The 26,420-nt window shown below is 72.3% G+C and carries 25 protein-coding genes; 16 read left to right on the top strand and 9 right to left on the bottom strand.

Annotated features, from left to right (window positions below; genetic code table 11):
• Positions 1 to 22 precede the first annotated feature (22 nt).
• Positions 23 to 2,197, top strand: coding sequence for a 4-alpha-glucanotransferase (malQ, locus tag ABD808_RS17295; RefSeq protein ID WP_344897597.1), 2,175 nt, complete (start codon positions 23 to 25; stop codon positions 2,195 to 2,197).
• On the opposite strand, the gene ABD808_RS17300 is transcribed toward malQ, so the two are convergent.
• Both ABD808_RS17300 and pepN read right to left on the bottom strand, forming a co-directional pair.
• On the bottom strand, positions 2,178 to 3,176 hold the full coding sequence (locus ABD808_RS17300; RefSeq protein WP_344897600.1) for a hypothetical protein: 999 nt from the start codon (positions 3,174 to 3,176) through the stop codon (positions 2,178 to 2,180). The genes malQ and ABD808_RS17300 overlap by 20 nt on opposite strands.
• Positions 3,177 to 3,250: 74 nt before the next feature.
• Entirely contained in the window at positions 3,251 to 5,833 is a 2,583-nt protein-coding gene (pepN, locus tag ABD808_RS17305) for an aminopeptidase N (RefSeq protein WP_344897603.1), read from the bottom strand.
• Positions 5,834 to 6,045: 212 nt separating this feature from the next.
• On the opposite strand from pepN, the gene ABD808_RS17310 reads away from it, so the two are divergent.
• From ABD808_RS17310 to ABD808_RS17345, 8 genes are all read left to right on the top strand, one after another.
• Entirely contained in the window at positions 6,046 to 6,660 is a 615-nt protein-coding gene (locus ABD808_RS17310; protein WP_344897606.1) for a mycothiol-dependent nitroreductase Rv2466c family protein, read from the top strand.
• A gap of 161 nt (positions 6,661 to 6,821) precedes the next feature.
• On the top strand, positions 6,822 to 7,520 hold the full coding sequence (locus ABD808_RS17315) for an energy-coupling factor ABC transporter permease (protein ID WP_344897609.1): 699 nt from the start codon (positions 6,822 to 6,824) through the stop codon (positions 7,518 to 7,520).
• A gap of 10 nt (positions 7,521 to 7,530) precedes the next feature.
• Positions 7,531 to 7,911 (top strand): PDGLE domain-containing protein, encoded by a 381-nt coding sequence (locus ABD808_RS17320; RefSeq protein WP_344897612.1) that lies wholly within the window; start codon positions 7,531 to 7,533, stop codon positions 7,909 to 7,911.
• Positions 7,911 to 8,687: a cobalt ECF transporter T component CbiQ gene (gene cbiQ / locus ABD808_RS17325; protein WP_344897615.1), complete on the top strand. Its 777-nt coding sequence runs from the start codon at positions 7,911 to 7,913 to the stop codon at positions 8,685 to 8,687. Before ABD808_RS17320 ends, cbiQ begins: the two co-directional genes overlap by 1 nt.
• Positions 8,684 to 9,475: an energy-coupling factor ABC transporter ATP-binding protein gene (locus ABD808_RS17330; protein WP_344897974.1), complete on the top strand. Its 792-nt coding sequence runs from the start codon at positions 8,684 to 8,686 to the stop codon at positions 9,473 to 9,475. Before cbiQ ends, ABD808_RS17330 begins: the two co-directional genes overlap by 4 nt.
• A gap of 228 nt (positions 9,476 to 9,703) precedes the next feature.
• Positions 9,704 to 10,651 (top strand): ATP-binding protein, encoded by a 948-nt coding sequence (locus ABD808_RS17335; protein ID WP_344897618.1) that lies wholly within the window; start codon positions 9,704 to 9,706, stop codon positions 10,649 to 10,651.
• Positions 10,652 to 10,694: 43 nt separating this feature from the next.
• Positions 10,695 to 11,789 carry a hypothetical protein gene (locus ABD808_RS17340; RefSeq protein ID WP_344897621.1) on the top strand — a complete coding sequence of 365 codons (1,095 nt, stop codon included), beginning with the start codon at positions 10,695 to 10,697 and terminating at the stop codon, positions 11,787 to 11,789.
• A gap of 60 nt (positions 11,790 to 11,849) precedes the next feature.
• A complete protein-coding gene (locus ABD808_RS17345) occupies positions 11,850 to 12,329 on the top strand; it encodes a ribose-5-phosphate isomerase (RefSeq protein ID WP_344897624.1) in 480 nt (159 codons plus the stop codon).
• On the opposite strand, the gene ABD808_RS17350 is transcribed toward ABD808_RS17345, so the two are convergent.
• Positions 12,326 to 12,559, bottom strand: a complete 234-nt coding sequence (locus ABD808_RS17350) for a hypothetical protein (RefSeq protein ID WP_344897627.1) — start codon at positions 12,557 to 12,559, stop codon at positions 12,326 to 12,328. The two genes, ABD808_RS17345 and ABD808_RS17350, sit on opposite strands and share 4 nt — an antisense overlap.
• Positions 12,560 to 12,679: 120 nt before the next feature.
• On the opposite strand from ABD808_RS17350, the gene ABD808_RS17355 reads away from it, so the two are divergent.
• Positions 12,680 to 13,798 carry a PP2C family protein-serine/threonine phosphatase gene (locus ABD808_RS17355; protein ID WP_344897630.1) on the top strand — a complete coding sequence of 373 codons (1,119 nt, stop codon included), beginning with the start codon at positions 12,680 to 12,682 and terminating at the stop codon, positions 13,796 to 13,798.
• A 5-nt stretch (positions 13,799 to 13,803) separates the two neighbouring features.
• Here ABD808_RS17355 and ABD808_RS17360 read toward each other — a convergent pair whose 3' ends face one another.
• Positions 13,804 to 14,877, bottom strand: coding sequence for a serine/threonine-protein kinase (locus ABD808_RS17360; protein ID WP_344897633.1), 1,074 nt, complete (start codon positions 14,875 to 14,877; stop codon positions 13,804 to 13,806).
• A 270-nt stretch (positions 14,878 to 15,147) separates the two neighbouring features.
• On the opposite strand from ABD808_RS17360, the gene ABD808_RS17365 reads away from it, so the two are divergent.
• A complete protein-coding gene (locus ABD808_RS17365; RefSeq protein ID WP_344897977.1) occupies positions 15,148 to 16,506 on the top strand; it encodes a sensor histidine kinase in 1,359 nt (452 codons plus the stop codon).
• Between the two features lie 16 nt (positions 16,507 to 16,522).
• On the opposite strand, the gene ABD808_RS17370 is transcribed toward ABD808_RS17365, so the two are convergent.
• A complete protein-coding gene (locus ABD808_RS17370; protein ID WP_344897636.1) occupies positions 16,523 to 17,935 on the bottom strand; it encodes an amidase in 1,413 nt (470 codons plus the stop codon).
• A 31-nt stretch (positions 17,936 to 17,966) separates the two neighbouring features.
• On the opposite strand from ABD808_RS17370, the gene ABD808_RS17375 reads away from it, so the two are divergent.
• Positions 17,967 to 18,584 carry a class I SAM-dependent methyltransferase gene (locus ABD808_RS17375; protein WP_344897639.1) on the top strand — a complete coding sequence of 206 codons (618 nt, stop codon included), beginning with the start codon at positions 17,967 to 17,969 and terminating at the stop codon, positions 18,582 to 18,584.
• A 63-nt stretch (positions 18,585 to 18,647) separates the two neighbouring features.
• The gene (locus ABD808_RS17380) at positions 18,648 to 19,367 is read left to right on the top strand and encodes a type 1 glutamine amidotransferase (protein WP_344897642.1); all 720 of its coding nucleotides are present in this window, start codon (positions 18,648 to 18,650) and stop codon (positions 19,365 to 19,367) included.
• Here the strand turns inward: ABD808_RS17380 and ABD808_RS17385 are convergent.
• Both ABD808_RS17385 and ABD808_RS17390 read right to left on the bottom strand, forming a co-directional pair.
• Positions 19,294 to 20,031: a gamma-glutamyl-gamma-aminobutyrate hydrolase family protein gene (locus ABD808_RS17385; RefSeq protein WP_344897645.1), complete on the bottom strand. Its 738-nt coding sequence runs from the start codon at positions 20,029 to 20,031 to the stop codon at positions 19,294 to 19,296. The two genes, ABD808_RS17380 and ABD808_RS17385, sit on opposite strands and share 74 nt — an antisense overlap.
• Positions 20,028 to 21,497, bottom strand: a complete 1,470-nt coding sequence (locus ABD808_RS17390; RefSeq protein ID WP_344897648.1) for an aldehyde dehydrogenase family protein — start codon at positions 21,495 to 21,497, stop codon at positions 20,028 to 20,030. Before ABD808_RS17390 ends, ABD808_RS17385 begins: the two co-directional genes overlap by 4 nt.
• Before the next feature lie 126 nt (positions 21,498 to 21,623).
• Here ABD808_RS17390 and ABD808_RS17395 point away from each other — a divergent pair, with 126 nt between their 5' ends.
• The 3 genes from ABD808_RS17395 to ABD808_RS17405 are packed head-to-tail and all read left to right on the top strand — an operon-like array spanning position 21,624 to position 24,808.
• Positions 21,624 to 23,072 carry an aldehyde dehydrogenase gene (locus ABD808_RS17395; RefSeq protein WP_344897650.1) on the top strand — a complete coding sequence of 483 codons (1,449 nt, stop codon included), beginning with the start codon at positions 21,624 to 21,626 and terminating at the stop codon, positions 23,070 to 23,072.
• The gene (locus ABD808_RS17400; RefSeq protein ID WP_344897653.1) at positions 23,060 to 23,962 is read left to right on the top strand and encodes a DODA-type extradiol aromatic ring-opening family dioxygenase; all 903 of its coding nucleotides are present in this window, start codon (positions 23,060 to 23,062) and stop codon (positions 23,960 to 23,962) included. Before ABD808_RS17395 ends, ABD808_RS17400 begins: the two co-directional genes overlap by 13 nt.
• Entirely contained in the window at positions 23,963 to 24,808 is an 846-nt protein-coding gene (locus ABD808_RS17405) for a fumarylacetoacetate hydrolase family protein (RefSeq protein ID WP_344897656.1), read from the top strand. It abuts the gene before it with no gap.
• Positions 24,809 to 24,812: 4 nt separating this feature from the next.
• On the opposite strand, the gene ABD808_RS17410 is transcribed toward ABD808_RS17405, so the two are convergent.
• Both ABD808_RS17410 and ABD808_RS17415 read right to left on the bottom strand, forming a co-directional pair.
• Complete coding sequence (locus tag ABD808_RS17410; protein ID WP_344897659.1) at positions 24,813 to 25,745, bottom strand: TIGR03619 family F420-dependent LLM class oxidoreductase; 933 nt, start codon at positions 25,743 to 25,745, stop codon at positions 24,813 to 24,815.
• Between the two features lie 76 nt (positions 25,746 to 25,821).
• On the bottom strand, positions 25,822 to 26,394 hold the full coding sequence (locus ABD808_RS17415; protein WP_344897662.1) for a MarR family winged helix-turn-helix transcriptional regulator: 573 nt from the start codon (positions 26,392 to 26,394) through the stop codon (positions 25,822 to 25,824).
• Between the last annotated feature and the right edge of the window lie 26 nt (positions 26,395 to 26,420).

Genomic DNA, 26,420 nt, shown 5'->3' on the forward strand with positions numbered 1-26,420 from the left:
TGATCAGGGCATGGGTTGGGACGTGGCCGATGACAAGAGCGTGGCCGGTGACAAGAGCGTGGCCGATGGCAAGGGTGTGGCTGACGGACTGAGCGAGCTGGCGGCGGCGCACGGGGTCGCGACCCGGTACTCCGACTGGCGGGGGCATGAGGTCCGGGTCTCGCGGGCCACGGTGGTCGCGGTCCTCGGGGCGCTCGGCGTGGACGCCTCGTCGCCGGGCGCCGTCCGCCGGGAGCTGGCGCGGCACCGGGAGCGGCGGGACTCCCGGTTGCCGACCATCATCGTCCGGCGACCGCGGGACGGGCGCCGCGCGGCCGACCGCGTCCTGGACGTGCTGCGGCGTCATGTTCCGGCGAGTTCCGAGCTTGAGGTGGGCGTCGACGTGGGCGCGCTGGAGGTCCTGGCGCCTCCGCGCGACTTCGTTCCTCCGTCCGAGCAGCGGTTCCAGCCGTTGGACGGGTTCGACGAGCTGCCGCTCGGCTGGCACCGGCTCCGGGTCCGGTGGGACGGCCGGGAGGCGTTCACACGGCTGCTGGTGGCCCCGGCGGCACTGCGGCCCCCGCCTCGGACGTGGGGGTTCACCGCGCAGCTGTACTCGGTGCTGTCCCGGGGGTCGTGGGGGCTCGGCGACCTGCGCGACCTGGCGGATCTCGCGGACTGGAGCGGACGGGAGCTGGGCGCGGGCTTCGTGCTGGTGAACCCGATGCACGCGACCGAGCCCGTCCCACCGGTCGGTCCTTCGCCGTACGCGCCGATGAGCCGCCGCTTCGCCTCGCCGATCTACCTGCGCGTCGAGGACATGCCGGAGTACGCGGCGCTGCCTCCCGAGGAGCGTGAGCGGTTCGCCGACCTCGCGGCGGGGCTGCGGCTGCGCGCACGCGAGGGCACTCTGGACCGGGACGCCGTCTGGACGGTCAAGAAGGCGGCCTTCGAGGCGATGTACCGGCTGCGCGGCGACCGTCCCGACCCGGCGTTCGACGACTTCCGCAAGCGTGAGCGGGGCGCGATCGAGCGGTTCGCCACGTGGTGCGCGATCAGCGAGGAGCAGGGCACGGCGGACTGGCGGCGCTGGCCGCCCCACCTGCGCAACGCCGGGGGCCGCGCCGTCGTGGAGGACGCGGCGTACCACGCCCGCGCTCGGTTCTACGAATGGCTGCTGTGGCGCCTGGACGAGCAGCTCACGGCGGCACAGCGGGCGGCCAAAGACGCGGGCATGCCGATCGGGGTCGTCCACGACCTGGCGGTCGGGGTGCCGCACGGCAGCGCCGACGCCTGGATGTTCGGCGGCGCCCTCGCGTCCGGGGTGAGCGTCGGGGCGCCGCCCGACGAGTTCAACCAGCGCGGCCAGGACTGGGGGCTCCGGCCCTGGCGGCCGGGCGATCCCGCCACCGAGGACTACCGGCTGCTCCGCGCGACGGCGGCGGCCGCGCTGCGGTACGGCGGCGGCATCCGGCTCGACCACGCGATGCAGGTGTCGCGCCTGTGGTGGATCCCCGAGGGCGCGTCGGCGGCGGAGGGCACCTACGTCCGGCATGACCGCGACGCTCTGCTCGCCTGCATGACCTGGGAGGCGGAGCGCCACGGCGGCATGATCGTCGGCGAGGACCTCGGCACCGTCGAGCCTGGGCTGCGGGACGCGCTGGCCGACCGGGGCGTCCTCGGCACGTCGCTGCTGTGGTTCGAGCTCGGCGCGGACGGGCGGCCGAAACCCGCCGAGCGGTGGCGCGAACTGTCGCTCGCCACGGTCGGCACCCATGACATGCCGCCGATCACCGGGTTCGTCCACGGCGACCACATCGCGCTTCGCGACCGCCTCGGCCTGCTGACCCGCGCCCGCGCCGACGAGGAGGCCGACCATCGGCGCCGTATCGCGGACTGGCTGGACGTCCTGTACGCCGAGGGTCTCCTCACGCCCGCGCCCGAGGAGGTCAGGAGGGCGCTGGAGGACGGCTCCGACGCCTACGACGAGCAGATCGTGACGGCCCTGCACGACTACCTGACCCGCACTCCCGCACGTCTCATCGGCGTCTCCCTCGCGGACGCCGTGGGGGAGCGGCGGACCCAGAACCAGCCCGGCACCACCGACGAGTACCCGAACTGGAGGATCCCGCTCGCGGGCGCCGACGGCGTCCCCGTCCTGCTGGACGACCTGCGGGACGGCGCCGCCCTGCGCCTGTTCAGCCGAGCGTCGCCGTGATGCGCCGTGTCACGTCGTGCAGGAGCGTGTCGGGCCGCAGCTCCGCCGCCGCGACCGCCGAGAACAACGCCGGAAGGCCCTGGAGCGGGTAGGGGTCGTCGTCGGCGCCCTCCAGGGCCGCCTTGCCCAACGGCTGGTGGGCGAGCGACGCGCGGGCGCGGGCCCAGGCGTCCTGCACCTCCTCCGGCGACGGGACGCCGAAGCCGTGCCCGACCGGCGCCGCGTGCCGGAGCTTGACGAGGGCGGCGTCGGTGAAGTCGACGGCGAGCCTGCACCGCTCGGACAGGTCGGCGCGGACGAGACCGTCCAGGCGGCTCATCACCGTGCACGGCGTCCGGCAGCGGACCGCGCAGTCGCCGAGCGCGGACGCGACCTGGCTGTGGAAGCGGTCCAGGTAGGCGCGCCAGCCGCGCGGCGGCTCCTTGGCGACACGCAGCGCCCGCTCGCAGGCGGACCGTTCCGGACGGGTATGCGCGCACATACGCGGCGCCCCCGGCTCCACCGGCACCCCGAACCGGGTGCCCTCCCCGCCGACTGCCGAGCGGATCAGTGCCGGATCACCGGCGTGACCGAGGACGGGTTCCCAGGCCAGCATCGGCAGGTACTCGGACGCGATGTGGATGGCGGCGACCAGCGCCGCCATGTCCCGCCGTCGCCAGCGGATCTCGATGACCTCCAGCAGCAGCGCGTAGGCGGGACGCAGGCTGGCGAGCGCCCCGCGCGGCTGCTCCTTCGACGCCTGCGGCATGCGGCTGGCGCGGGCCCGGTCGAGAAGCTCGGGAGGGACGTCGCCGACCGCCTCCGGCATGCCGAAGTCCTCGGCGTCCAGGTCGAGGACGCGCTGCCCGAACGCGCACAGGGCCGCGACGGCGTCGGACCCGCCGTCCGGGACGAGCGCGCCCATGGTGATCAACGCCTCCAGGTCCCCGAAGGCGTAGCGCCGCGCCAGCGCGGTCAGAACGTCCCTGGCCGTCTCCACAGTCCGACTCCTCCCCGTGACCGTGCAACGATCGCACGGTCACGGTGCTCGTGCACAGAGTCAGTCCGTACCGGTCAGGACGCGGCGGCGTCCTTCGCGCGGGCGCGCAGAGCGCGGGCGACGCCGTCGCGGCCCTCCGACAGCAGGCGCGCCAGCGCGGGCGGCGGCTGCTCGTCGGCCAGGTACGACTCGGTGCGGTCGATCGTCGACTGCTCGATCACCAGGAAGGGGTAGGCGACCTCGGCGAACGTCTGGGACATGTCGCTGGTCCACTCCTTCCAGATCCGGCCGACCTCGGCGAAGTACCGGTCGACGTACGGACGCAGCAACTCGGCGTGGTCGGCCTCCACGAAACCGCCGAACGTCGCCCGGTAGACGGCGTTCGGAAGGTCGCCGGACACGATCCGCTCCCACGCCGCGGCCTTCGCCTCGGCGGACGGGACCGCGGCCCCGCACGCGGCGGCGTGCCGTTCGCCCGCCGCCGTCCGGTCGCGCTCGTGCTCGGCGTCGATCTCCGCCTGCCCGGCCCGGCCGGTGACGACCAGCCTGCGCAGCAGCGACCACCGCAGGTCGGTGTCGACGGTGAGGCCGTCGAGGACCTGCGAGCCGTCCAACAGAGCCTGGACGAACGCCAGGTGCTCGTCCGACACCGCCGACGCCGTGAACGCCTGCGTGTAGGCGAGCTGGAGGTCCGAGCCGGGCTCGGCGGCGCGGGCCAGGCCCGACAGCGTGTCCGCCAGCAGCGCCAGCCCCTCCGTGTGCCAGGCCGGGTCGGCGTACTGGTGGACGGCCGTGCGCGCCTGCCGCAGCAACGTCTGCGTGACCGAGATGTCGGTGACGCCGCCGATGCCCTTCGCGACGAGCCGGACGTAGTCGCGGGTCGCCATCTCGGCGTCGCGGGTCATGTCCCACGCCGCCGACCAGCACAGCGCCCGCGCCAGGCTCTCCCGCACCTCGCCGATGTGCTCGATCAGCGTGCTCAGCGAGTGCTCGTCCAGCCGGACCTTGGCGTAGGTGAGGTCGTCGTCGTTGACCAGCACCAGGTCGGGACGCTTCTGCCCGACGAGCTGCGGCACCTCCGTGCGGGCGCCGACCACGTCCAGCTCCACCCGCTCGCGCCGGACGATGCCGTCGGCGGTCCGGTCATAGAGGCCGATGGCGAGGCGGTGCGAACGCAGCGTCGGGTAATCGGGCTTGGCCTCCTGGAGCACGGCGAACGACGTGAAGTTGCCGTCGCCGTCGACCTCGTACTCGGGCCGCATCGTGTTGACGCCCGCGGTCTCCAGCCACTCCTTCGACCACGCCGCCAGGTCACGGCCCGACGTCTCCTCCAGCGCGCCCAGCAGGTCGGCCAGGACGGTGTTGCCCCAGGCGTGCCGGTCGAAGTACCGCCGGACGCCCTCCAGGAAGTTGTCCAGCCCCACATACGCGACGAGCTGCTTCAGGACGGACGCGCCCTTCGCGTACGTGATCCCGTCGAAGTTCACCTCCACCGCGCGGATGTCGGGGATGTCGGCGGAGATCGGGTGCGTGGACGGCAACTGGTCCTGCCGGTACGCCCACGCCTTCTCCAGGTTCGCGAACGTCGTCCACGAGCCCGTCCACTTCGTGGCCTCCGACTGGCACAGGACACTCATGTACGTGGCGAACGACTCGTTCAGCCACAGGTCGTCCCACCAGCGCATGGTGACGAGGTCACCGAACCACATGTGCGCCATCTCGTGCAGGATCGTCTCGGCGCGCCGCTCGTAGGCCGCGTCGGTGACCCGGGACCGGAAGACGTAGTCCTCCAGGAACGTCACGGCGCCCGCGTTCTCCATCGCGCCCGCGTTGAACTCGGGGACGAACAGCTGGTCGTACTTCGCGAACGGGTACGGACGGCCGAAGACCTTCTCGAAGTAGGCGAAGCCCTGGCGGGTCACGTCGACGATCGCGTCCGCGTCGAGGTGCTCGGCCAGGGACGACCGGCAGTACACGCCGAGCGGGATGACGGTGCCGTCGGCGCGGCGGTACTCGTCCCGGACGACGTGGTACGGCCCCGCGATGAGCGCGGTGATGTAGGTGGAGATCCGGGGCGTCGGCGGGAACCGGAACACCCCGCCCTCGGCCGACTCGCTCTCATCCTGGGGGGACGACCCCCCAGACCCCCCGGTGATCTCGGGGGCCTCGTTCGTGACCACCTCCCAGTTCTCCGGTGCCTTCACGGTCAGCCCGAAGGCCGCCTTGAGGTCGGGCTGGTCGAAGCAGGTGAACATGCGGTGCGCGTCGGCCGTCTCGAACTGCGTGTACAGGTACACGCTGTCGTCGACAGGGTCCACGAACCGGTGCAGGCCCTCACCCGAACGCGAGTAGGCGGCGTCGGCCTCGACGCGGAGCTCGTTGTCCGCCGCCAGACCGGGCAGCGGGATCCGCCCCTTGTCCGGGTCGTAGGACGCCGGGTCCAATGCCCTCCCGTTCAGCGTCACGCCCCGCACGATGGCGCCGTGCAGGTCGATGAACGTGGACGCGCCCGGCTCGGCGCACCCGAAGCGCACCACAGTGGTGGAACCGAACCGCGCTTCCTCACCCGTCGTCAGATCAAGCTCGACCGTGTACGACTCGACGGTGAGGAGCCGGGCCCGTTCCCGCGCTTCGTCGCGCGTGAGGTTGCCTGCCACGTGAACTCCTTGGTCGGGTTATTCGTCTTGTGCTCCCCATGTCTACCAACCGGACGCCGGTGGGGTCCGTCCGCCACGGCCTTCGGCATCGTCGCGCCACCGGGGAATCGCGAACCGCGACCCCGGGAATCACGAACGGCGACCCCGGGAATCACGGACCGCGACCCCCGGTTGTCGCAGTCATCAGGCCCCGTGATGCCTTGGAGGCGACGTTGTCGGAGAACGCGCTCACACCCGTGGACTTCTGGTTCGATCCCCGCTGCCCCTGGGCCTGGATCACCTCCCGCTGGATTCTGGAGGTGGAGAAGCTGCGGCCGATCCAGGTTCGCTGGCACGTGATGAGCCTCAGCGTCCTCAACGAGAACAAGGACGTCTCCGAGGACTACAAGCGCGGCATCCCGAAGGGCTGGGGACCGGTCCGCGTGTGCATCGCCGCCGAGCAGAAGTACGGGCCCGGGGTCCTCGGACGCCTCTACACCGAGATGGGCACGCGCCGCCACCACGAACGGCAGGAGATCGACCGGGCGTTCTTCGAGGCGTCGCTGAGCGCGGCCGGGCTTGACCCGGCGCTCGCGGACGCCGCGGAGGTCACCGACTTCGACGAGGCCGTCCGCGCGTCCCACAAGGACGGCATCGACCGGGTCGGCCAGGAGGTCGGCACCCCGGTGATCGAGGTCGAGGGCAGCGCCTTCTTCGGCCCCGTCGTCACTCCCGTCCCGCGCGGCGAGGCCGCCGTCAAACTCTGGGACGGCGTGCTGGCCGTCGCGTCCACCGACGGCTTCTTCGAACTCAAGCGAACCCGCACCCGCGAGCCCTCCTTCGACTAGCACGCCCTCCGGAGTGCGGTGGCTGTCGGTGGTGAGCCAGCGACGTTCCGTACTGTTCCGAAGAAGCTACCAACTTCTTGCTATTGCGAGGATGTTGCAACTACTGAAGAGTGCCCGCAAACTGGCCCTACAGCCAGAAGAGGTAGGGGCGGTGGGAAGACGTGCATGTACCGGACGGTTTCATTGACGCGCCGGTGTCGATCGCGGCGGGCGCGGTGGCGGTGGCCGGAGTCGGGATCGCTCTGCGCGGCGCGCGACGGGAGCTGGACGACCGCACCGCGCCGCTGGCGGGGCTGACCGCCGCGTTCGTGTTCGCCGCGCAGATGCTCAACTTCCCGGTGGCCTCCGGGACGAGCGGCCACCTGCTCGGCGGGACGCTGGCGGCGATCCTCGTCGGGCCGTACACGGGCGTGTTGTGCGTCTCGGTCGTCCTGCTCATCCAGGGCCTCCTGTTCGCGGACGGCGGCCTCACGGCCCTCGGCGTCAACATCACCAACATGGCGCTGGTCACGGTCGTCGTCGGATACGGAACGTTCCGGCTGCTGCTGCGGGTGCTCCCGAAGACCAGGGCGTCGGTGGCCGGGTCGGCGTTCACGGCGGCCGTCATCTCGGTGCCCGCCGCCGCCGTCATGTTCACGCTGATCTACGCGCTCGGCGGAACGGCGGACGTGTCGCTCGGCAAGGTCGCCGCCGCGATGATCGGCGTCCATGTGCTGATCGGCATCGGCGAGGCGCTGATCACGGCCGTGACGGTGTCGAGCGTGCTCGCCGTCCGGCCCGACCTGGTGTACGGGGCGCGCGGCCTGATCAAGCCGCTGGAGCTGCGCACCGCCGAGTCCACCGAGCCGTCGCGGGTCTGAGGAGGACGACATGACCACCAAGCGGTTCTTCATCGGTTTCCTGGTCGTCTCGCTCATCCTGGCCGGGATCGTCAGCTACTACGCCAGCTCCAACCCGGACGGCCTGGAGAAGGTCGCGTCCGACAAGGGCATCAGCGCCAAGGAGAAGGACCACTCCATGAAGGACTCCCCGTTTGGCGACTACGGCGTCAAGGGGGTCGACAACTCGCGGCTGTCCGGCGGGCTGTCCGGAGTGATCGGCGTCGGCGTCGTGCTGCTGGTCGGCGGCGGGCTGTTCTGGGTCGTGCGTCGGCGCGGCGCGTCCGCCGCCGCGGCGGCCAAGGGCGAGGCGGGGTCCGAGAGCGAGGAGAGCGCGGCACCCGAGGCTTCTGAGCCCTCCGGCAAACGCTGATGGGCGCGGGCCACGCGGGCGGCGCGGCGACCCGGCTGTACGTGCCGGGCGCCTCGCCGGTGCACCGGCTGCCGCCGCAGTGCAAGCTCGTCGCCGTCCTGGCGTTCGTCCTGCTGGTCGTGGCGACGCCGCGCGAACGGGTCTGGGCGTTCGGCGTGTACGCGCTGCTGCTGGCGGCCGTGGCGATCACGGCGAGGATCCCGCTCGGCACGGTCGTGCGGCGGGTCGTCATCGAGGTCCCGTTCGTGGCCTTCGCGCTTCTCCTTCCGTTCGTCGCGAACGGCGAGAAGACCACCGTGCTCGGGGTGGGGCTGAGCGAGAGCGGCCTGTGGGGCGCCTGGAACATCCTCGCCAAGGGCACACTCGGGGTCATCGCGTCGATCCTGCTGGCCGCCACCACCGAGCCGCGACTGCTGCTGCTCGGCATCGAACGGCTGCGGATGCCGCAGCTCATCACGCAGATCGCCACGTTCATGCTGCGGTACGGGGACGTCGTCGCCGCCGAACTCGGCCGGATGAAGGTGGCGCGGGCGTCGCGCGGCTTCGAGGCCCGCGACCTGCGCGCCACCCGCGTCCTCGCCAAGTCGATCGGCGCGCTGTTCCTGCGCTCCTACGAGCGGGGCGAGCGCGTCCACCTGGCGATGCTGAGCCGTGGTTACGACGGGCGCATGCCCGTCACGCACGACGTGGGCGCGACGGCCGCGCAGTGGACGGCCGCCTCGGCGCTGCCCCTGGCGGCCGCGCTTGTCACACTCTCCGCGTGGACGATCTCATGACCGGGGTGGAGGCACAGTCCGTGGAAGCACACCTGGAAGTGCCGTCCCTGGAAGTGCGGGGCCTCGCCTACGCCTACCCGGACGGCACGCAGGCCCTGTACGGCGTCGACCTGACGATCGGACGCGGCGAACGTGTCGCGCTGCTCGGGCCGAACGGCGCGGGCAAGACCACGCTCGTCCTGCACCTGAACGGCATCCTGCACGGCGGCCTCGGTGAGGTCAGGGTCGGCGGCCTCGCGGTCGACCCGAAGGACAAGGCGACGCTGCGGGAGATCCGCCGCCGCGTCGGCATCGTGTTCCAGGACCCCGACGACCAGCTGTTCATGCCGACCGTCCGGGAGGACGTCGCGTTCGGGCCCGCGAACCTCGGCGTCCGTGGCGCCGACCTCGACCGGCGGGTGCGCGACGCGCTGGGCCGTGTCGGCATGCTGGAGGTGGCCGACCGTCCGCCGCAGCACCTCAGCTTCGGGCAGCGGCGCCGCGTCGCCGTCGCGACCGTCCTGGCGATGGAGCCGGAGATCCTGGTGCTGGACGAGCCGTCCTCCAACCTGGACCCGGCGAGCCGCCGCGAACTCGCGGAGATCCTGTTCAGCCTGGACGTGACGGTCCTGATGGTGACGCACGACCTCCCCTACGCGGCGGAGCTGTGCCCGCGATCGGTGATCCTGTCGGGCGGGGTGATCACCGCCGACGCGCCGACCTTCGACGTCCTGACGGACACCGGCCTCCTGCGGACCCACCGCCTGGAACTGCCCTTCGGCTTCGACCCGACGGCCACGGCGCGCTGACCGCCGCCCTCACGGAGGCCGCCCTCGGGTGCCGTTGACAGGCGGCCGGACTCGTGAGGTCAGCTCTTGTTAACAGGCGCGGCCCGCCGATGGTGGACGTTCGCGGGCCTTGCTCACCCTGAGTGAATATTCGGTTCGGGTTTCGGGTTGCGCGGGTCCTGCCGCCTTGCCACACTCGGGATGGAGACCAGGAATGGTAACGGTTTTCATCTCCGAAATGGGGCATTCGTGAAGGTTGCGTTCGTTGGCAAGGGCGGCAGCGGCAAGACCACCCTGTCGACGCTGTTCATCCGGCACCTCGCCGCGCGGGGGCTGCCGGTGGTGGCCGTCGACGCCGACATCAACCAGCACCTCGGGGTCGCGCTCGGCCTGGACGAGGCGCGCGCCGCCAAGGTCCCCGCGCTGGGCGACCGGCTCACCGAGATCAAGGAGCATCTGCGCGGCGACAACCCCCGCATCTCCTCGGCGGCGGCGATGGTGAAGACCACGCCGCCGGGACGCGGCTCGCGGCTGCTGCGGTTCCGCGGCGACGATCCCGTCCACGAGGCCGGGCAGGAGGTGAACGGGGTCACGCTCCTCGCCACCGGCCCGTTCAACGACGACGACCTCGGCGTGGCCTGCTACCACTCCAAGACCGGCGCGGTCGAGCTCTACCTCAACCATCTCGTTGAGGGGCCCGGCGAATACGTCGTGGTCGACATGACCGCGGGCGCCGACACGTTCGCGTCCGGGCTGTTCACGCGGTTCGACCTGATGTTCCTGGTCGCCGAACCCACCCGCAAGGGCGTCAGCGTCTACCGGCAGTACACCGAATACGCCCGCAATTACGACGTGGCCATCCGCGTCGTCGGCAACAAGGTGCAGATCGACGAGGACGTCGCCTACCTGCGCGAGCATGTCGGCGGCGATCTGCTGACCTGGATCGGGCAGTCCGCCGCCGTCCGCGCGTTCGAACAAGGGCGCGACGGCGTCCCACTGGAGGACGCCAACACGGCCGCGCTCGACCGCCTCCGCGCCGAGGTGGACGCCCGCGTCAAGGACTGGGACGAGTACCAGCGACAGGCCGTGGAATTCCACCTCAAGAACGCCCGGAGTTGGGCGAACAAGGCGACTGGCGAAAACCTGGAAAAGCAGGTTGATCCGGGGTTCCGATTCCCCGTTCCGTTCGCCGGGTGACGAATGGCTGTCGGTCGGCCGAGATCGGCACTACCCTTCCGGCATGACGATGCGGCGGATGTTCACGATGGCGGTCGGCGCGGTGCTCCCCGTGGCCGTGCTCGCCCTGCTCCTCGACAACCAATGGGTGGTCGACGCCATCAGGGACAGCGACTTCAAGTACAACAAGGGCATCGGCCCTCTGGTCTCGTGGTCGCAGACGCTCGCGTGGCGGTTCAACCCTCCCCACGGGGGGAAATGGAGTGTCGTCCTCGCCATGGACTTCACCGTCCTGCTTTTCTTCGTCCTGCTGGCGGTGCTCGTGGTGGGCGGCGCGCGGATCATCGACGAGACGCGCGGCCCGCTCGGCGCGGTGATCGTCGGCTGGTGGGCGGCGATCGTCGCGGGCGGGGTCGCCGGGCTCGTCGGCGGCGCCCTCAGCTACTGGGCGCTCGAGTTCAGCGACCACGTGTCGTTCTCGTCGATGGTGTTCTCCTTCGCGGAGCAGGGCACGGGCGCCGCCTTCGCCTACGGCTGGGTCGCGGGGCTCGGCGCGCTGGGCGGCTTCGCCCTCTCCCGCACCCGGACGGCGTCGCCGCAGCAGCCGTACGGCGCGCAGCCGCAGCCCTACGGCCAGCCGCAGCCTTATGGTCAGCAGCCGTACGGCGCCCAGCAGCAGTACGGCCAGCCGCAGCCCTACGCCTCTCAGCCGCAGCCCGGCATGCAGATGCCCCAACAGCAGATGCCGCAGCAGCCGATGCAGCCGCATCCGTCCGCGGTGCCGTACGTCCCGCCGCAGGGCCAGCCGCAGCAGCAGCCCCAGTGGGGCGCGCCCCAGCCGCAGCCCGGAATGCCCGCACAGCCCCAGCAGCCCGCCGCCCCCGCCCGGCCGCAACCTGGCGTTCCCGGCGCGCAACAGCCCGGCGCGCCCGCTCAGCCGCAGCCGGGGTCGCCGGTGCCGCAGCAGTTCGGCGCGCCGCCCGTCCCGCCGCAGCAGCCCGAGGCCGGGACCGTAGCCGACGACCCGGAGCCGGAGCCGGAGCCGGAGGCCGACCCGCCGACCGAGGCCCAGGCGGCGGACGACACGTCCGACGGCGGCGGCGACGACCTGGACCTCGCCGACCGGACGATCGTCGACCGCAGGCGCGACGAGGACTGACCCCGACCGACGACCAGGCCCCCCGAAGAGCGACATCTCCGACCTGCGAGAATCAGAGCCATGCGCGTGTTTCTTGGGACCGACCATGCCGGCTTCGAGCTGAAGGAGCACCTGGTCTCCTGGCTGCGGGAGAACGGGCACGAGGCCGTCGACTGCGGCGCGTTCGAGTACGACGCCGTCGACGACTACCCGCCGTTCGTCCTGCGCGCCGCCGAGCGTACGGCCGCCGAGCCGGGCACGCTCGGCGTCGTGATCGGCGGCTCCGGCAACGGCGAGGCGATCGCGGCCAACAAGGTCAGGGGCGTCCGGGCGGCCCTGGTCTGGAACGAGGACACCGCGCGGCTCGCCCGCGAGCACAACGACGCGAACGTCATCAGCCTCGGCGCCCGGCAGCACGACGCGGCGACCGCCACCCGGTTCGTCGAGCTGTTCCTCGGCACCGCCTACTCCGGTGACCAGCGTCACACCAACCGGATCCGCATGATCGGCGACTACGAGGGCACCGGCGAGCTTCCGCCGCTGCCGTCCCCGGCGGGCTAGGCCCCGTTCGGGGGAGTGGGCCTCTGGCCGCCGCGTTTGCCGAGGCGGCGCCGCTCGTTCTTGGCGGCCCGCGTCCGCCTGGCGGGCTCGGACGTCGGCGCGCCCGCGCCCGGTCCTGCGCCGTTCGCCGGGCCGTTCCCCGGCTCCTGTTCGCCGTCCGGTAGGGGACGGGAGACGTCCCGTGCCCGCATCGCCGCGTCCACCGTGATCCGCATGCTCGGCTGCACCATGCGCCGCCACCCCTCTCACCGGGCCATACCCGGATAATACGGAGGTGGACCGATGCAACAGGTCATCGGTGGTGCGGATGCCGACGCTCGGCGGCGAATGCTCGGTACAGTGCCGGAGTCATGCTTCAACGACTGGTTCAGCTGCTCCCGCCGCGAGTGCGTGCCGTGCTGCGCAGGATTCCGATCCTCGTGGTGCTGTACCGCTGGCTGCGGCGCGGCAAGCTGACCAGGGAACGGTACGTCTTCGCGGCGCTCGCGGTGTCCGCCGTCGCGGTCGGGTTCGCCACGGCAAGCGACACGCGCGGGCTGGCCCCGTCCGGGGTGCTGGTGCTGATCGTCCTCGGCGGCGGGCTGCTGCTGAAGGTGCGCACGCTCGTCGCGCTGCTCGGCATCGTGGTCGCGATGGTCGGCTACAACGCCTGGAAGGACGTCCCCGCGATCGGCCCCGGCATGATCGCCACGCTGACGATCACGGCGGTGCTCGCGCTGACCCTCGCCCGGACGCGGCAGAAGCTCGGCGTGCAGGGCCTGCGCGGCGACTCGATGCTGCTGGAGCTGCGCGACCGGCTGCGCCGCCAGGGCGAGCTGCCCGAGCTGCCGGACGGCTGGAACTCCCAGGTCGTGCTGCTCCAGGCGGGCGGGTCGTCGTTCGGCGGCGACTTCGTGGTGTCGTCCTGCGACGGCGACGTCCTGGAGGTCGCGCTCGTCGACGTGTCCGGCAAGGGCACCGACGCGGGGACGCGCGCGCTGATGCTGTCCGGCGCGTTCGGCGGGCTTCTTGGATCGGTCCAGCCTGATCGTTTCCTGCCCGCCTGCAACATCTACCTGCAACGTCAGCGATGGGACGAGGGGTTCGTCACGGCCGTGCACGTCGTCGTCGACCTGCGGACGGGGGAGTACACGGTCGAGTCGGCGGGCCACCCGCCCGCCGTCCAGTTCGACGCGAGCGGCGGCGTCTGGCGGGTCAGCTCGGCCAAGGGCGTGGTGCTCGGCGTCGTCCCGGACCTGAACTGCGTCCCCGAACGGGGGACGCTGCGTCCCGGCGACGCGCTGCTGCTCTACACCGACGGGCTGGTGGAGTCCCCGGGCAGCGATCTGGACGCCGGGATCGACCGGCTGCTCGGCGAGGCGGAGCGGCTCGTCCCGCGCGGGTTCGCCACCGGCGCGAAGGAGCTGGTGGCGACGATGGCGGCGGCCCGCGACGACGACTGCGCGCTCGTCGTCATCTGGCGCGCCTGACCGTCCTAGCCGTAGGAGCGGCGGCGGTCGCGCCTGGTCCGCGGCCCGCGCTGCTCGCCCCAGCCGGAGATGATCGCTCCGAGCAGCACGCTTCCGGCGGCCGCCCCGGCGGCGGCCAGCAGGCGCGTCCGGATGGACGACGGGGGCGCCGCCATCCCGACCGGCGTGAACTCGGCGGTGTCGGCCTCGCAGCGGTCGGCCGGGCCCGGCGGCGCGGCGGCGGGGGCCGGGTCGGCGGCGGGCCAGGCGTCGGCGGGCGGCTGCTCCACCAGGGCGAGCAGCAGGTCCGACGCCGTCGGACGGTGCGCCGGGTCGGTCGCCAACGCGGATCGCACCGCCGGGACGAGCGACTCCGGCAGCCCGGACAGGTCGGGCCGGTCGGACGCCGTCCGCAGGGTCGCGGGGTCGCCGCCGATGGGCATCCGTCCCGACCCGGCGTGGGCGATGAGGCAGCCCCAGGCGAACACGTCGGCCGCCGGTGTCGCGGGGCCGCCGGTGAGCACCTCGGGCGCGATCCAGCCGGGGGTGCCGAGCACCTGGCCGGACGGCTGCCGCTCGGCGCGGCCCGTGCCGAGCGAGTCCTGGCCGCTCGCGATGCCGAAGTCGATGACGCGGCAGCCGGACAGGGTGAGCATCACGTTGGCGGGTTTGAGGTCGCGGTGCACGAGGCCCGCCGCGTGGATGGCGGCGAGCGCCGACGCGACGCCGACCGCGACGCCGTGCAGGTCGGCGGCCGGGAGCGGGCCGTCGTCCACGAGCCGGTCGTGCAGCGACACGCCGCCCACGTACTCGGTGACGAGGTAGGGGCGACCCTCCTCCTCGCCGGTCGCGAGGACCCGCGCCGTGCAGAACGACGCGACGCGCCCCGCCAGGTAGGCCTCGTCCTTGAAGCGTTTCCGGTAGGAGGGGTCGCCCGCGAGGTGCGGGTGGATGGTCTTCACCGCGACCCGTCCGCCGGACACCGGATCGGCGCCGAGGTACACGGTGCCCATCCCGCCCGAGCCGAGACGGCCGAGCAGGGTGTGCCCGCCGACCTCGCGCGGGTCGGCGGGTTCGAGCGGCCTGATGTCTCCGTCCATTCCGTCACCCGGATCTCTTCCTCGTCTCGTGTCCGTCCATCCCCGCTCGGCGGCGGATAATCGCCTGAGACGGCATGAAGTGCGTAAACGCGACGTCCGTTCGGTGTCGCGGGCCGTGCGGACGCCCCGGCCCGTCCGGTATGTGGCGATGTTTTGCGGGGCCATGACTCGGTTACAACCTGTCGTGCGTGCACCCCCCAGGCGCTGGGACGCGACACGGGCCCCGGTACAGCGTGGGAGCCGGAAAGGGGGGAGGGCGCCGGGGTGCGGATGTTCGGGGGCAGGCTGACGCCGTCGTACTGGTCGGTGCGGACCCGCGTGACCGCCGCCGCGACCCTCCTCGTCCTGATCCTGCTGGCGTCCGGCTCCATGCTCATGTACCGGGCCGTCACCGGCACCGTGTACGGGAGCCTGCACGACCGCGCCGACTCCGTCGTGGCGGAGCTGGCGGTGCTCGTACGCGACACCGATCCGCACGGCACGGTGCCCATCACGGACGCCGACTTCACGCTCCTCCAGGTGGTGAACGAACAGGGCACCCTGGTCGCGGCCAGCGAACCGATGCTCGGCTCCCCGCCGCTGGATGTGCCACGGCCCCGCGAGCTGGGACGGCCCGTCTACGACACCGTCACCGTTTCCGGGAGGGGCGCGGTCTATCTCGTCTCGGAGAGCATCGAGACTCCGATGGGCGTCCGGATCGTGCACGCCGGTGCGTCCATCAACGAGTTCACCCGGCACGAGGGGTTGTTCGTCGGCCTGCTCTCGGGCGCGGTGGTGCTCGGCACCGTCGCGGTCGCGTGGATCGTGTCGCTGTCAGTGCGGCGGGCGCTGCGGCCGGTGCGGGAGATCAGCGCCGAGCTGCGCGGGATCACCGGCCGGAGCGCGGGCATCCGGGTGGCCGTGCCCGCCTCGAACGACGAGATGTCCGAGCTGGCCGAGGCGGTGAACGTCGCGATGGGCCGGTTGGAGGCCACCCTGTCCCGGCAGCGCGGCTTCGTCGCGGACGTCTCGCACGAGCTGCGCAGCCCGCTCACCGGCCTGCGGGCCGAGCTGGAGGTCGCGCTGGAGAACCCCGACACCGAGGACTGGCCGGGCGTCGCCAGGGCCGCGCTAGCCGACGCCGACCGGTTGCAGGGCATCGTCAGCGACCTGCTGATCCTCGCCAAGCTCGGCGCGGGCGTGCACGTCGCGCGGGAGCGGGTCGACCTCGGCGAGCTGGTCCGCTCGGAGGCGGCCCGGCGCCCCCGGCGGGTCCCGATCGAGATCCGAGCGGACGAGGGGATCACGGTGCGGATCACGGCGCACCATATGGTCAGGCTGCTGACGAACCTGCTCGACAACGCCGAGCGGCACGCCGACTCGCGGGTGTGGGTGTCGGTTCGGACGGACGGCCCCGACGCCGTCCTGGAGGTCAGGGACGACGGCGCGGGCATCGCGCCCGAGGACCGGGAGCGCGTTTTCTGGCGGTTCCAGCGGCTGGCGGAGGGCCGCGAGCGCGACCGTGGCGGCACCGGGCTCGGGCTGACGATCTCCCGCGACATCGCCCGCGCGCACGGCGGGACGCTCATGGCCGCCGACAGCGACAAGGGCGCGCGGTTCGTGCTGCGCGTCCCGCTCGACAAGCGCTAGGCGATCTTGGTTGGCGCTACGCGAGGGGAGGCCGCCGCCTCGCGTGCCGGGTGGCCTGCTCGAAGGCGTGGCCGATGCGCAGGACGGCGAGGTCGGCGTGGTGCGGCCCGACGATCTGCAATCCGACCGGCAGCCCGTCCCCGGTGAACCCGGCGGGGACCGACAGCGCGGGCGATCCGGTGGCCGAGACGAGGAAGCAGGACCGCATCCATTCCAGGTAGTCGGGCATCGGCTCCCCGGCGACCTCGGACGGGTACTCGATGTCGGCGTCGAACGGCGGCACCTGGCTGACCGGCAGCAGCAGCGCGTCGTAGTGCTCGAAGAACGTCCGGACCCGGTGGAAGAGCGCCGTGTGCAGCGTCTCGGCGCGGCCGATGTCGGCGCCGGTGAGGACCCGTCCCGCCTCGATGTTGTCCACGAGGGACGGTTTGAAGTCGGCGCGCCGCTCGTCGAGCAGCGCGCCGAGTGCGGTGTCCCAGTGCCAGGCGCGCAGCGTCCGGAAGACCTCGTTCGCGCCGGACAGGTCCGGGCACGCCTCCTCCACCGTGCAGCCGATCCGCTCGAACACGGCGACCGCCGGTTCGAGGACGCCGGTGACGGCGGGATCGACGGGGACCATGCCGCCGAGGTCGGGCGACCAGGCGAGCCGCAGCCCGGCGACGTCCCCGCCGAGGGGCGGCGCGAACGCCGATCCGGGCGTCTCCAGGGCGATGGGGCTGCGCGGGTCGGGTCCGGCGAGCACGGAGAGCAGCAGCGCCGCGTCGGCGACCTCGCGGGCCATCGGTCCCTGGACGCCCATCGTCGCCCAGCCCGCCGTGACCGGAAACGCCGGGACCCGTCCTGGCGAGGGACGGAACCCGACGACGTTGCAGAACGAGGCGGGGTTGCGCAGCGAGCCACCCATGTCGCTGCCGTCCGCGATCGGATGCATGCCGCACGCCAGCGCGGCCGCCGCGCCGCCGCTGCTGCCGCCCGCCGACCGGGACGGGTCGTAGGGGTTGCGGGTGGCGCCGAACACGGGGTTGAACGTGTGGGACCCGGCGGCGAACTCCGGCACGTTCGTCTTGCCGATCGTGATGGCCCCGGCGGCCCGCAGCCGTTCGACGATCAGGTCGTCGGCGGCCGGGACGTGGTCCGCGAAGATCGGCGAACCGGACGTGGTGCGGATCCCCGCCGTGGCGTGCGTGTCCTTGTGCGCGACGGGCAGCCCGTGCAGGGGCCCGGTCGCCGCGCCGGAGGCGAGCCGTTCGTCCGCCTCGCGGGCCTGCGCCAGCGCCTTCTCGGCGACCAGTGTCACGATTGCGTTGACGTGCGGGTTCGTCCGCTCGATCTGGTCGAGATGGGCCCGCACGACCTCGCGCGCCGACAGCTCACGGGCGCGGATCCGGCGGACGAGCTCCCGCGCCGACGCGAAGTGGATCTCCTGCACATTCCCGACGTTATCGCTAAGGTCGCGGCTCATGACCGAATCCGAGACCCGAGCCGGCTATGACGCCGTGGCCGTCCTGTACGCCGACCTCTTCCGCGACGCGATGGACGACCAGCACTTGGAGCGCGGGCTGATCGCCGCGTTCGCCGAACTCGTCCGGGGGCCGCTCCCGGTCGCGGATCTGGGCTGCGGGCCCGGCCGGGTCACCCCGCTGCTGGCGTCGCTCGGGCTGTCGGTGTTCGGCGTGGACCTGTCGCCGGGGATGATCGCGCAGGCCCGCGAGGAGCACCCGGAGTTGCGGTTCGAGGTCGGCAGCATGGCGTCCCTCGACATCCCCGACGCCAGTCTGGGCGGTGCCCTGGTCTGGTTCTCGACGATCCACACCGCCCCGGACGACCTGCCCCTGATCTTCGCCGAGTTCCACCGCGTGCTCGCGCCGGGCGGGCATCTCCTGACGGCGTTCCAGACCCGCGAGGGCGACGCGCCGGAGGCGTTCGACCACAAGGTCACGCTCGCCTACCGCTGGCCGATCGAGGCGCTGTCCGTCCTGCTGCGCGAGGCCGGGCTGGTCGAGCTGGCCCGGGTCCGCCGGGAACCGCTGCCGGAGGAGCGGCTTCCCACGGGCTACCTGCTGCTTCGCAAACCCTGATCGCGGGTGGTGCAAAAGTCGTTTGGGGGCTTACGATCTGAGGAGCCGTAGGGAAGGGGTTCTGTGCGCGCGCTCGTCGTACAGCATGATCATGTCTCGCCGCCCGGGCCCGTGGGGGACCGGCTGGCCGAGCGGGGCTTCGAGGTCGTCGAGCTGGTTGTGGTGCCGGAGGACCGGCACCAGACGCCGGACGTGCCGGGCGACTTCCCCGACCCGCGCGAGTGGGACCTCATCGTCCCGATGGGCGCGCCCTGGTCGGTGGACGACCCGAAGGTCGCCTCCTGGGTGGGCCCCGAGCTGCTGATGCTCGCGGACGCGCACGACGCCGGAGTCCCGATCCTCGGGATCTGCTTCGGCGGGCAGGCGCTCGCCGCCGCGCTGGGCGGCGGCGTGGAACGTTCCCCGCGTCCCGAGATGGGCTGGGTCGAGATCGAGACGGACGACCCCGCGCTGGTCGGGCCCGGGCCGTGGTTCCACTTCCACTACGACCGGTGGATCCTGCCGCCCGGGGCCGAGGAGATCGCCCGCGACGCCGTCTGCTCTCAGGCGTTCACGCTCGGACGGTCGCTGGGCGTCCAGTTCCACCCCGAGATCACTCCCACGGAGTTCGGCCTCTGGATGGCCGAGGGGGGCGACGCCCACCTGCGGGCGGAGGGCGTCGACCCCGACGCGGTGATGGTGGAGATCAAGCGGACGGAGGCCGACTCGGTCAGGCGGACCCACGCCCTTGTCGACGCCTTTCTGGACCGCGTGGCCGTGCGGACGCCTGGATCAGGGCGTTGAACAGCACCTGCTGGGCGGGGTCGGTGGCGGCCGTGTCCTCGGGATGCCACTGGAGGGCAAGGAACCAGTGGTCCGCCCCTTCCGGATCGGTCAGCTCGGCGGCCTCGACGGTGCCGTCCTCGCCGTAGGCGGTGGGGGTCAGCGCGGGGGCCAGGGTCTCCACCGACTGGTGGTGGTAGCAGGACGCCGTGACCCGCTGCGCGTCGAGCGTCTTGGCGAGCAACGTGCCGGGCTCGACCGTCACGGGGTGGACCTTGTGCCGGTGGTCATGCTCCATGTGCTGGTCGAGGGTCCCGCCGAGGGCCGCGTTCACGACCTGGAGGCCCCGGCAGACGGCCAGGGTGGGCAGGCCCGTCTCCAGGGCGTGGGCGGCGAGGGCCAGGTCGAAGCCGTCCTGGTCGTCGTCCATGTCGTAGAGGGCCTCGTGCTCGGTGTCCGCGCCGTAGTGGCGGGGGTGCAGGTCGCCCCCGCCGGGCAGCAGGAGCCCGTCACAGCGGTCCAGCCGGGACGGCTCGAACGGCGCCGCCGGATGCATGACGAACGGATCGCCGCCCGCCCGGTACACCGCCTCGACCAGCGCGCGGGCCGCCACCTCGGCCTTGTAGCGCAGAGCGGAGGCCGACTCGGAGAAGCGGGCCGGAAGCGCGATCAGCGGACGGGTCACAGCTCGATCCACGTGGTCTTGAGGTCGGTGTACTTGTCGAGGGCGTGCAGGGACTTGTCGCGGCCGTGGCCCGACTGCTTGACGCCGCCGAACGGGACGCTCAGGTCGCCCTCCTCGTAGCAGTTGACCCAGACCGTCCCCGCGCGGAGGGCACGGGACACGCGGTGCGCCGTGGACAGGTTCGACGTCCACACGGCGGAGGCCAGGCCGTAGTCGGTGTCGTTGGCCAGGGCGATCGCCTCGTCCACGTCGTCGAACTCCAGGACGGCGAGCACGGGCCCGAACACCTCGTCGCGTGCGATCCGCATCCCCGGCTTGACCTGGTCGAACACCGTGGGGGACAGGTACTGCCCGTCCGGCCGTCCGCCGGTGCGCAGCCGGGCGCCGTCGGCCCGCGCGGCCTCCACGTGCGCCAGGACGCGGCTGTGGTGCTGCGACGAGACGAGCGGGCCCATCTCGGTGGCCGGGTCCAGCGGGTCGCCCAGCCGGAGCGACTCGGCGCGGGCGACCACGCGGTCGACGACCCGGGACGCGATCGACCGGTGCACCAGCAGGCGGGACGGCGCCGTGCACATCTCGCCCGCGTTGAAGAAGATCCCCCAGGCGGCGGTGTCGGCGGCGGCGTCCAGGTCCGGGGCGTCGGGCAGGATGATGTTGGGGCACTTGCCGCCGAGTTCCAGCCAGACGCGCTTGAGGTTGGAGTCGGCGGCGTACCGCAGGAAGTGGCGTCCGACGTCGGTGGAGCCGGTGAAGGCCAGGACGTCGACCGACGGGTGCTCGCCGAGCGCGCGGCCCGCGATCTCGCCGGGCCCGTTGACGACGTTGAACACGCCGGGCGGCAGCCCCGCCTCGGCGGCGAGCGAGGCCAGGTGCAGCGCGGACAGCGGCGATTCCTCGGCGGGCTTGAGGACGGCCGTGCAGCCCGCCGCCAGCGCCGGGGCGATCTTCCATCCGGCCATGGTGAGCGGGAAGTTCCACGGGACGACGGCCGCGACGACGCCCACGGGCTCGCGGGTCACCAGCGCCAGCGACGAGGAGGCGGTGCGGGGCGCCTCGTCCAGCTGCTTGTCGGCGGCCTCGGCGTACCAGCGGAACGTGTTGATCACGGCGCGGAGCTCGATGTCGTGCGCCTCGGAGATCGGCTTGCCCATCTCCAGGCTGATCAGGAGCGCCAGCGTCCGGCGGTCGCGTTCGATGAGGTCGGCCCAGCGCAGCAGGGCCGCCTTGCGCTCGGCTGGCGCCATCCGGGGCCACGGGCCGGTGTCGAAGGCCCGGCGGGCGGCGGCGACGGCGGCGTCCACCTCGGCCACTCCCGCCGTCGCGATCTCGGCGATCACGGCGCCGTCGCGGGGCGCGATGACGGGCGTCGAGCCGGTGCCGGTGAACACGCCGTCGATGTGGTGGCCGGTGTGCGGGACGAGCCCGTCGGCACGGGCGCGCCATTCCTCGTACGGGACGTCGGTCACGAGCCCTCCTCCTCGACTGTCGGTTGACTCGACTGTCGTTTGATCCCGAACAGTATCCCCCACGGCTTGACCGCCGCCATCCTGGTTCCTAGATTATTTGGGACCAAACAAAATGGAGGTGGAGCGATGGCAACCGTCGCGGGCGTCCCCGTCGAGCCCGGGCACTGGATCGGCGGAGAGCGCACCGGCTCCCACGCGACTTTCGGCAGCGTGTCGCCGATCGACGAGCGGCCGATCGCCGAGGTCGCGCGGGGCGGGGCGGCGGAAGTCGACGCCGCCGTCGCCGCCGCGCGCCGAGCCTTTCCGGCCTGGGCCGCGACGAGCCGGGAGGAGCGGGCGCGGCTGCTGCACGCCATCGCCGACGGCGTGGAGAAGCGGATCGAGGAGCTCGCCCAGGTCGAGACCGCCGACAACGGGGCGCTGATCCGCTCCCACCGGCGCGGCGTGATGCCCCGGGTCGCGCACAACTTCCGGTTCTTCGCCGACTGGCTGCTCCAACTCGGCCACGCGGACTTCGAGACCCGAGGCCACACCAACCACGTCAGCTGGGACCCGGCGGGCGTGGCCGCGCTGATCACCCCGTGGAACGCCCCGCTGATGCTGGCGACCTGGAAGATCGCCCCGGCGCTCGCGGCGGGCGACACGGTCGTGCTCAAGCCCGCCGAGTGGACGCCGCTCACCGCGTCGCTGCTGGCCGACATCACCGCCGAGGCCGGGCTTCCGGCGGGCGTGTTCAACGTCGTCCAGGGCTACGGGGCCGAGGTCGGCGGGCCGCTGACCGCGCACCCGGACGTCAACCGGATCAGCTTCACCGGCTCGGTGCCGACCGCACGGGCCATCGCCGCTGCCGCCGCCCCGCATCTGACGCCGCTGTCGCTGGAGCTCGGCGGCAAGTCGCCGCTGATCGTCTTCGCCGACGCCGACCTGGACCTCGCGGTCGACCTCGCGGTCGAGCAGTACGACAACGCCGGGCAGGTCTGCCTGGCCGCGACGCGGCTGCTCGTCGAGTCGTCCATCGCGGACGAGTTCACCGACCGCTTCGTGGCCAAGGCGTCGCGGCTCACGCAGGGCGACCCGCGCGAGGACACCACCGACATCGGGCCGCAGGTCCACCGCCGCCACTTCGAGCGGGTGGACGGGTTCGTCCAGCGGGCCAAGGACGCCGGGGCGCGCGCCCTCATCGGCGGCGGCCCGAACGACGACCTCGGCGGCCTCTACTACCGGCCGACTCTCTTCACCGACGTCCCCGAGGGCGCGGAGATCCTCCGGGACGAGGTCTTCGGCCCGGTGCTGACACTCCAGACGTTCGACAGTGAGAGCCAGGCCGTCTCGATGACGAACGGCACCGACTACGGTCTGGCCGCCACGGTCGCCACCGGCGACCCGGAGCGCGCGCGGCGCGTCACCGAGCGGCTCGTGGCCGGGACGGTGTGGGTCAACTGCTTCTTCGTCCGCGACCTGAAGGCCCCGTTCGGCGGTTCCCGCCAGTCGGGCGTCGGGCGCGAGGGCGGCGACTGGAGCTTCGATTTCTACTGCGACCTCAAGAACACGGTGACTGCGCCATGGGCGAAATAGTCGGCGCGGGACTCCTCGCGCACGTCCCCACGATCGTCCTGCCCGAGGTCACTCGGCGCGAGCTGAACGGCGGGGAGGACACCACGCTCGTCCCCGGGCTGAAGAGGCTGCGTGCGGACGTCTTCGAGAGGGACGACTACGACACCGTCGTCGTTCTCGACTCGCACTGGGCGACGACGGTCGAGTTCGTCACGACCGCGCAGGAGCGGCGGGCGGGGCTGTACACGTCCGAGGAACTGCCGCGCGGCATGTCCCGCATGCCGTACGACATCCCCGGCGACCCCGAGCTGGCCCGCGCGGTCGCCCGCTACGCCGACAAGCACGGGACGTACATCACGCCGATCGACGACCCGTACCTGCCGATCTACTACGCCACCGTCAACCTGTGGACGCACCTCGGCGTCCGCGACAACCCCTACCTCGACGAGCCGGGCAAGAAGTGGATCTCGATCGGCGTCTGCCAGACCGCCGACACCGAGGACTTCCTGCGCCTCGGCCGCGCGCTCGGCGACGCGATCGCCGCGACCGACCGGCGGGTGCTGCTGATCGCCTCCGGCGCGATGTCGCACACGTTCTGGCCGCTGCGGGTGATCCGCGACCACGAGGCGTCCGGCCCCGAGCACATCTTCACGCCGCAGGCGCGCGCCGCCGACGAGGAGCGCATCGGCTGGCTCCGCGCGGGCGACCACGCCCGGATGCTCGACACCATGCCGGAGTTCCTGACCTTCAAGCCGGAGGCCCGCTTCGGCCACTACCTGATGATGATCGGCGCTCTGGGGGAACATGCCTGCAAGGCCCCCGGACGCCTCTACAGCGAATATGAGAACTCCGTCGGGACGGGCCAGGTGCACCTCTGGTTCGACCGCCTTGAGAACGGATGGACCGCGTAAATGCCTGAATATCGACGGATCCTGCTGGAGGGCGCCGCCACCCAGGTCATCCGGGACGGCGACGACCTCGTCAGCGCCGACGGCCGCCGCGTCCGCGCGGGCGACGCGGTCCACCTGCCGCCGTGCGAGCCGTCCAAGGTGATCGCGGTGCACCTCAACCACCGCAGCCGCGTCGAGGAGTTCCAGACGACGCTGCCGCCCGCGCCCACGTTCTTCCACAAGCCGACCTCGGCGCTGAACGGGCACGGCGGCGCGGTCGTGCGTCCCGAGCGGTGCAAGTACCTCAACTACGAGGGCGAGATCGCGATCGTCATCGGGCGGACGGCGCGCAACGTCGCGCCGAAGGAGGCGGGCGACTACATCGCGGGCTACACCGTCGCCAACGACTACGGCCTGCACGACTTCCGCGACACCGACGCCGGGTCGATGCTGCGGGTGAAGGGCTCCGACACCCTCTGCCCGCTGGGCCCCGGCCTCGTCACCGACTGGGACTTCCACGGCAAGTACCTGCGGACGTACGTGAACGGCGACCTCGTCCAAGACGGAAGTACCGACGAGATGGAGTGGGACATGCACTATCTCGTCGCCGACATCGCCCGCACCATCACGCTCTACCCGGGCGACGTGCTGCTGTCGGGGACGCCCGCGAACTCGCGTCCCGTCCAGCCGGGCGACGTCGTGGAGGTCGAGGCGGAGGGCCTCGGCCGGCTGCGCAACCACATCGTCGCGGGGCCCGTGCCCATCCGCGACGACTGCGGCGCCCAGCCGACCGAGTCGGAGGAGGTCATCTCCACCACGTTCGGCGGCGACTGGGAGTTCCGCGGCATCCGGGCCCCGCGCAGGTAGGGGCTCAGGAGGTCAGGGCCTCGCCGCGCTTGACGACCTCGCGGCAGAACGCGGCGACGCCGTCCGGGTCGTCGGTGAACTGGGACGGCTTGATGCAGAACGTGGTGAACCCCTGCGCCATCTGCTCGGGGATGCTCTCCAGGGCCGGTTCGAGCGGGGACACCGAATCATCGTCGGGGAACACGGGACGGCAGCCGCCGATCATCTCCAGGTCGGCGGCGTCCCGCCCGGCGGCGGCCATCGCGGCGCCGAGCCGCTCGACCTCCTCCGGCGTCGGACGGCCCAGCGGGTGGAAGCCGTGCCCGTACTTCACGAGCCGGTCCAGGAGCCGGTCGTGGAGGTGCTGGCCGCCGAGCCACATGCGCGGCCCGTCCTCCCGGTAGGCGCGGGGCTCGAAGTAGACGTCGTCGAACGAGAAGTGCGTCCCGTGGTAGCTGACGGGCGAGCCGCGCCACAGCAGGTCCCAGATCTCCAACTGCTCGTCCAGGATCCTGCCGCGCTTCTCGAACGGGACGCCGAGCGCCGCGTACTCGTCCCGGCTCCAGCTCACCGTCGGCTGGACGACGAGCCGCCCCTCCGACACCAGGTCGAGCGTGCTGATGTCGCGGGCCAGCGCGAGCGGGTGCCGCAGCGGCGCGAGGACGGCGGCCGCCGCCAGCCGGATCCGGGACGTGACCGCCGCGATCGAGCCGAGCAGCAGCAGCGACCCCGGCCACGGGGTGTACGGGTCCTGGTTGCCGGGATAGGCGTAGTCGCGCGGGTTGCCCATCACGCCCTTCGCGCCCGCGTCCGGGCCGAGCACGACGTGCTCGCTGATCATGACGGCGTCGAACCCGGCGTCCTCGGCCTCCCGCGCCCAGCGGACGAGGGTCGGCAGATCGCGGCCGGTGGTCAGGGTCCAGTTCTCGCTCAGCACGAGCACGAAGCGTGGCGTCATCCCGTTATCGTATGGGCCCAAACGAACACCGGCAAGGGTGTCGGGCGCACGAGGGCGCCGGGCGTCGTGGGCGGCGTCAGGAGCGGGAGCGGCGGCCCGAGCGGCGGGGCGGGGGCGGCGACTCGGCCCGCAGCGCGGCCCGGCGGCCGTCGCCCTGCTCCTCCAGGTGCTCGATGATCGACCGGAGCGTGCGCGCGAGCCTCCGGTTGTCGTCCTCGTCGAGCCGCTCGACCACGAACGCCTCCTCGGCGTTGAACGCGGGGAACAGGCCCCGCATCAGCTCCTGGCCCTTGTCGGTGAGCCGCAGCAGGACCAGGCGCCCGTCCGTCGCGTGCGAACCGCGCTCGATCAGGCCGCGTCCCTCCAGCGTCTTGGCGACGCCGGTGAGCGTCCCCTTGGAGATCCCCGCCTCCTCGGCGACGTGCCGGGTCTCCATCTCGCCCCAGATCCACACGACCCAGAGCACGACGAACGCCGTCCAGGTCACGTCGGCGCCGCGCAGCACCGAGCTCTCGAAGTGCTGACGGATCGCGGCGGCGGCCCGGTAGATGTTGGAGACCGCCATCATCGCGTCGTGCCGCAGCGGCACGTCGCCGAGCCGCTCCTGGATGGCCTGCTCGGTCTCTTGCAGTGTGTGGTGACCCGTCACGTGCGTCCTTCCAGGAACCCGGCGCT

The sequence above is a fragment of the Actinomadura meridiana genome (assembly GCF_039537545.1).
GTDB classification, from domain to species: domain Bacteria; phylum Actinomycetota; class Actinomycetes; order Streptosporangiales; family Streptosporangiaceae; genus Spirillospora; species Spirillospora meridiana.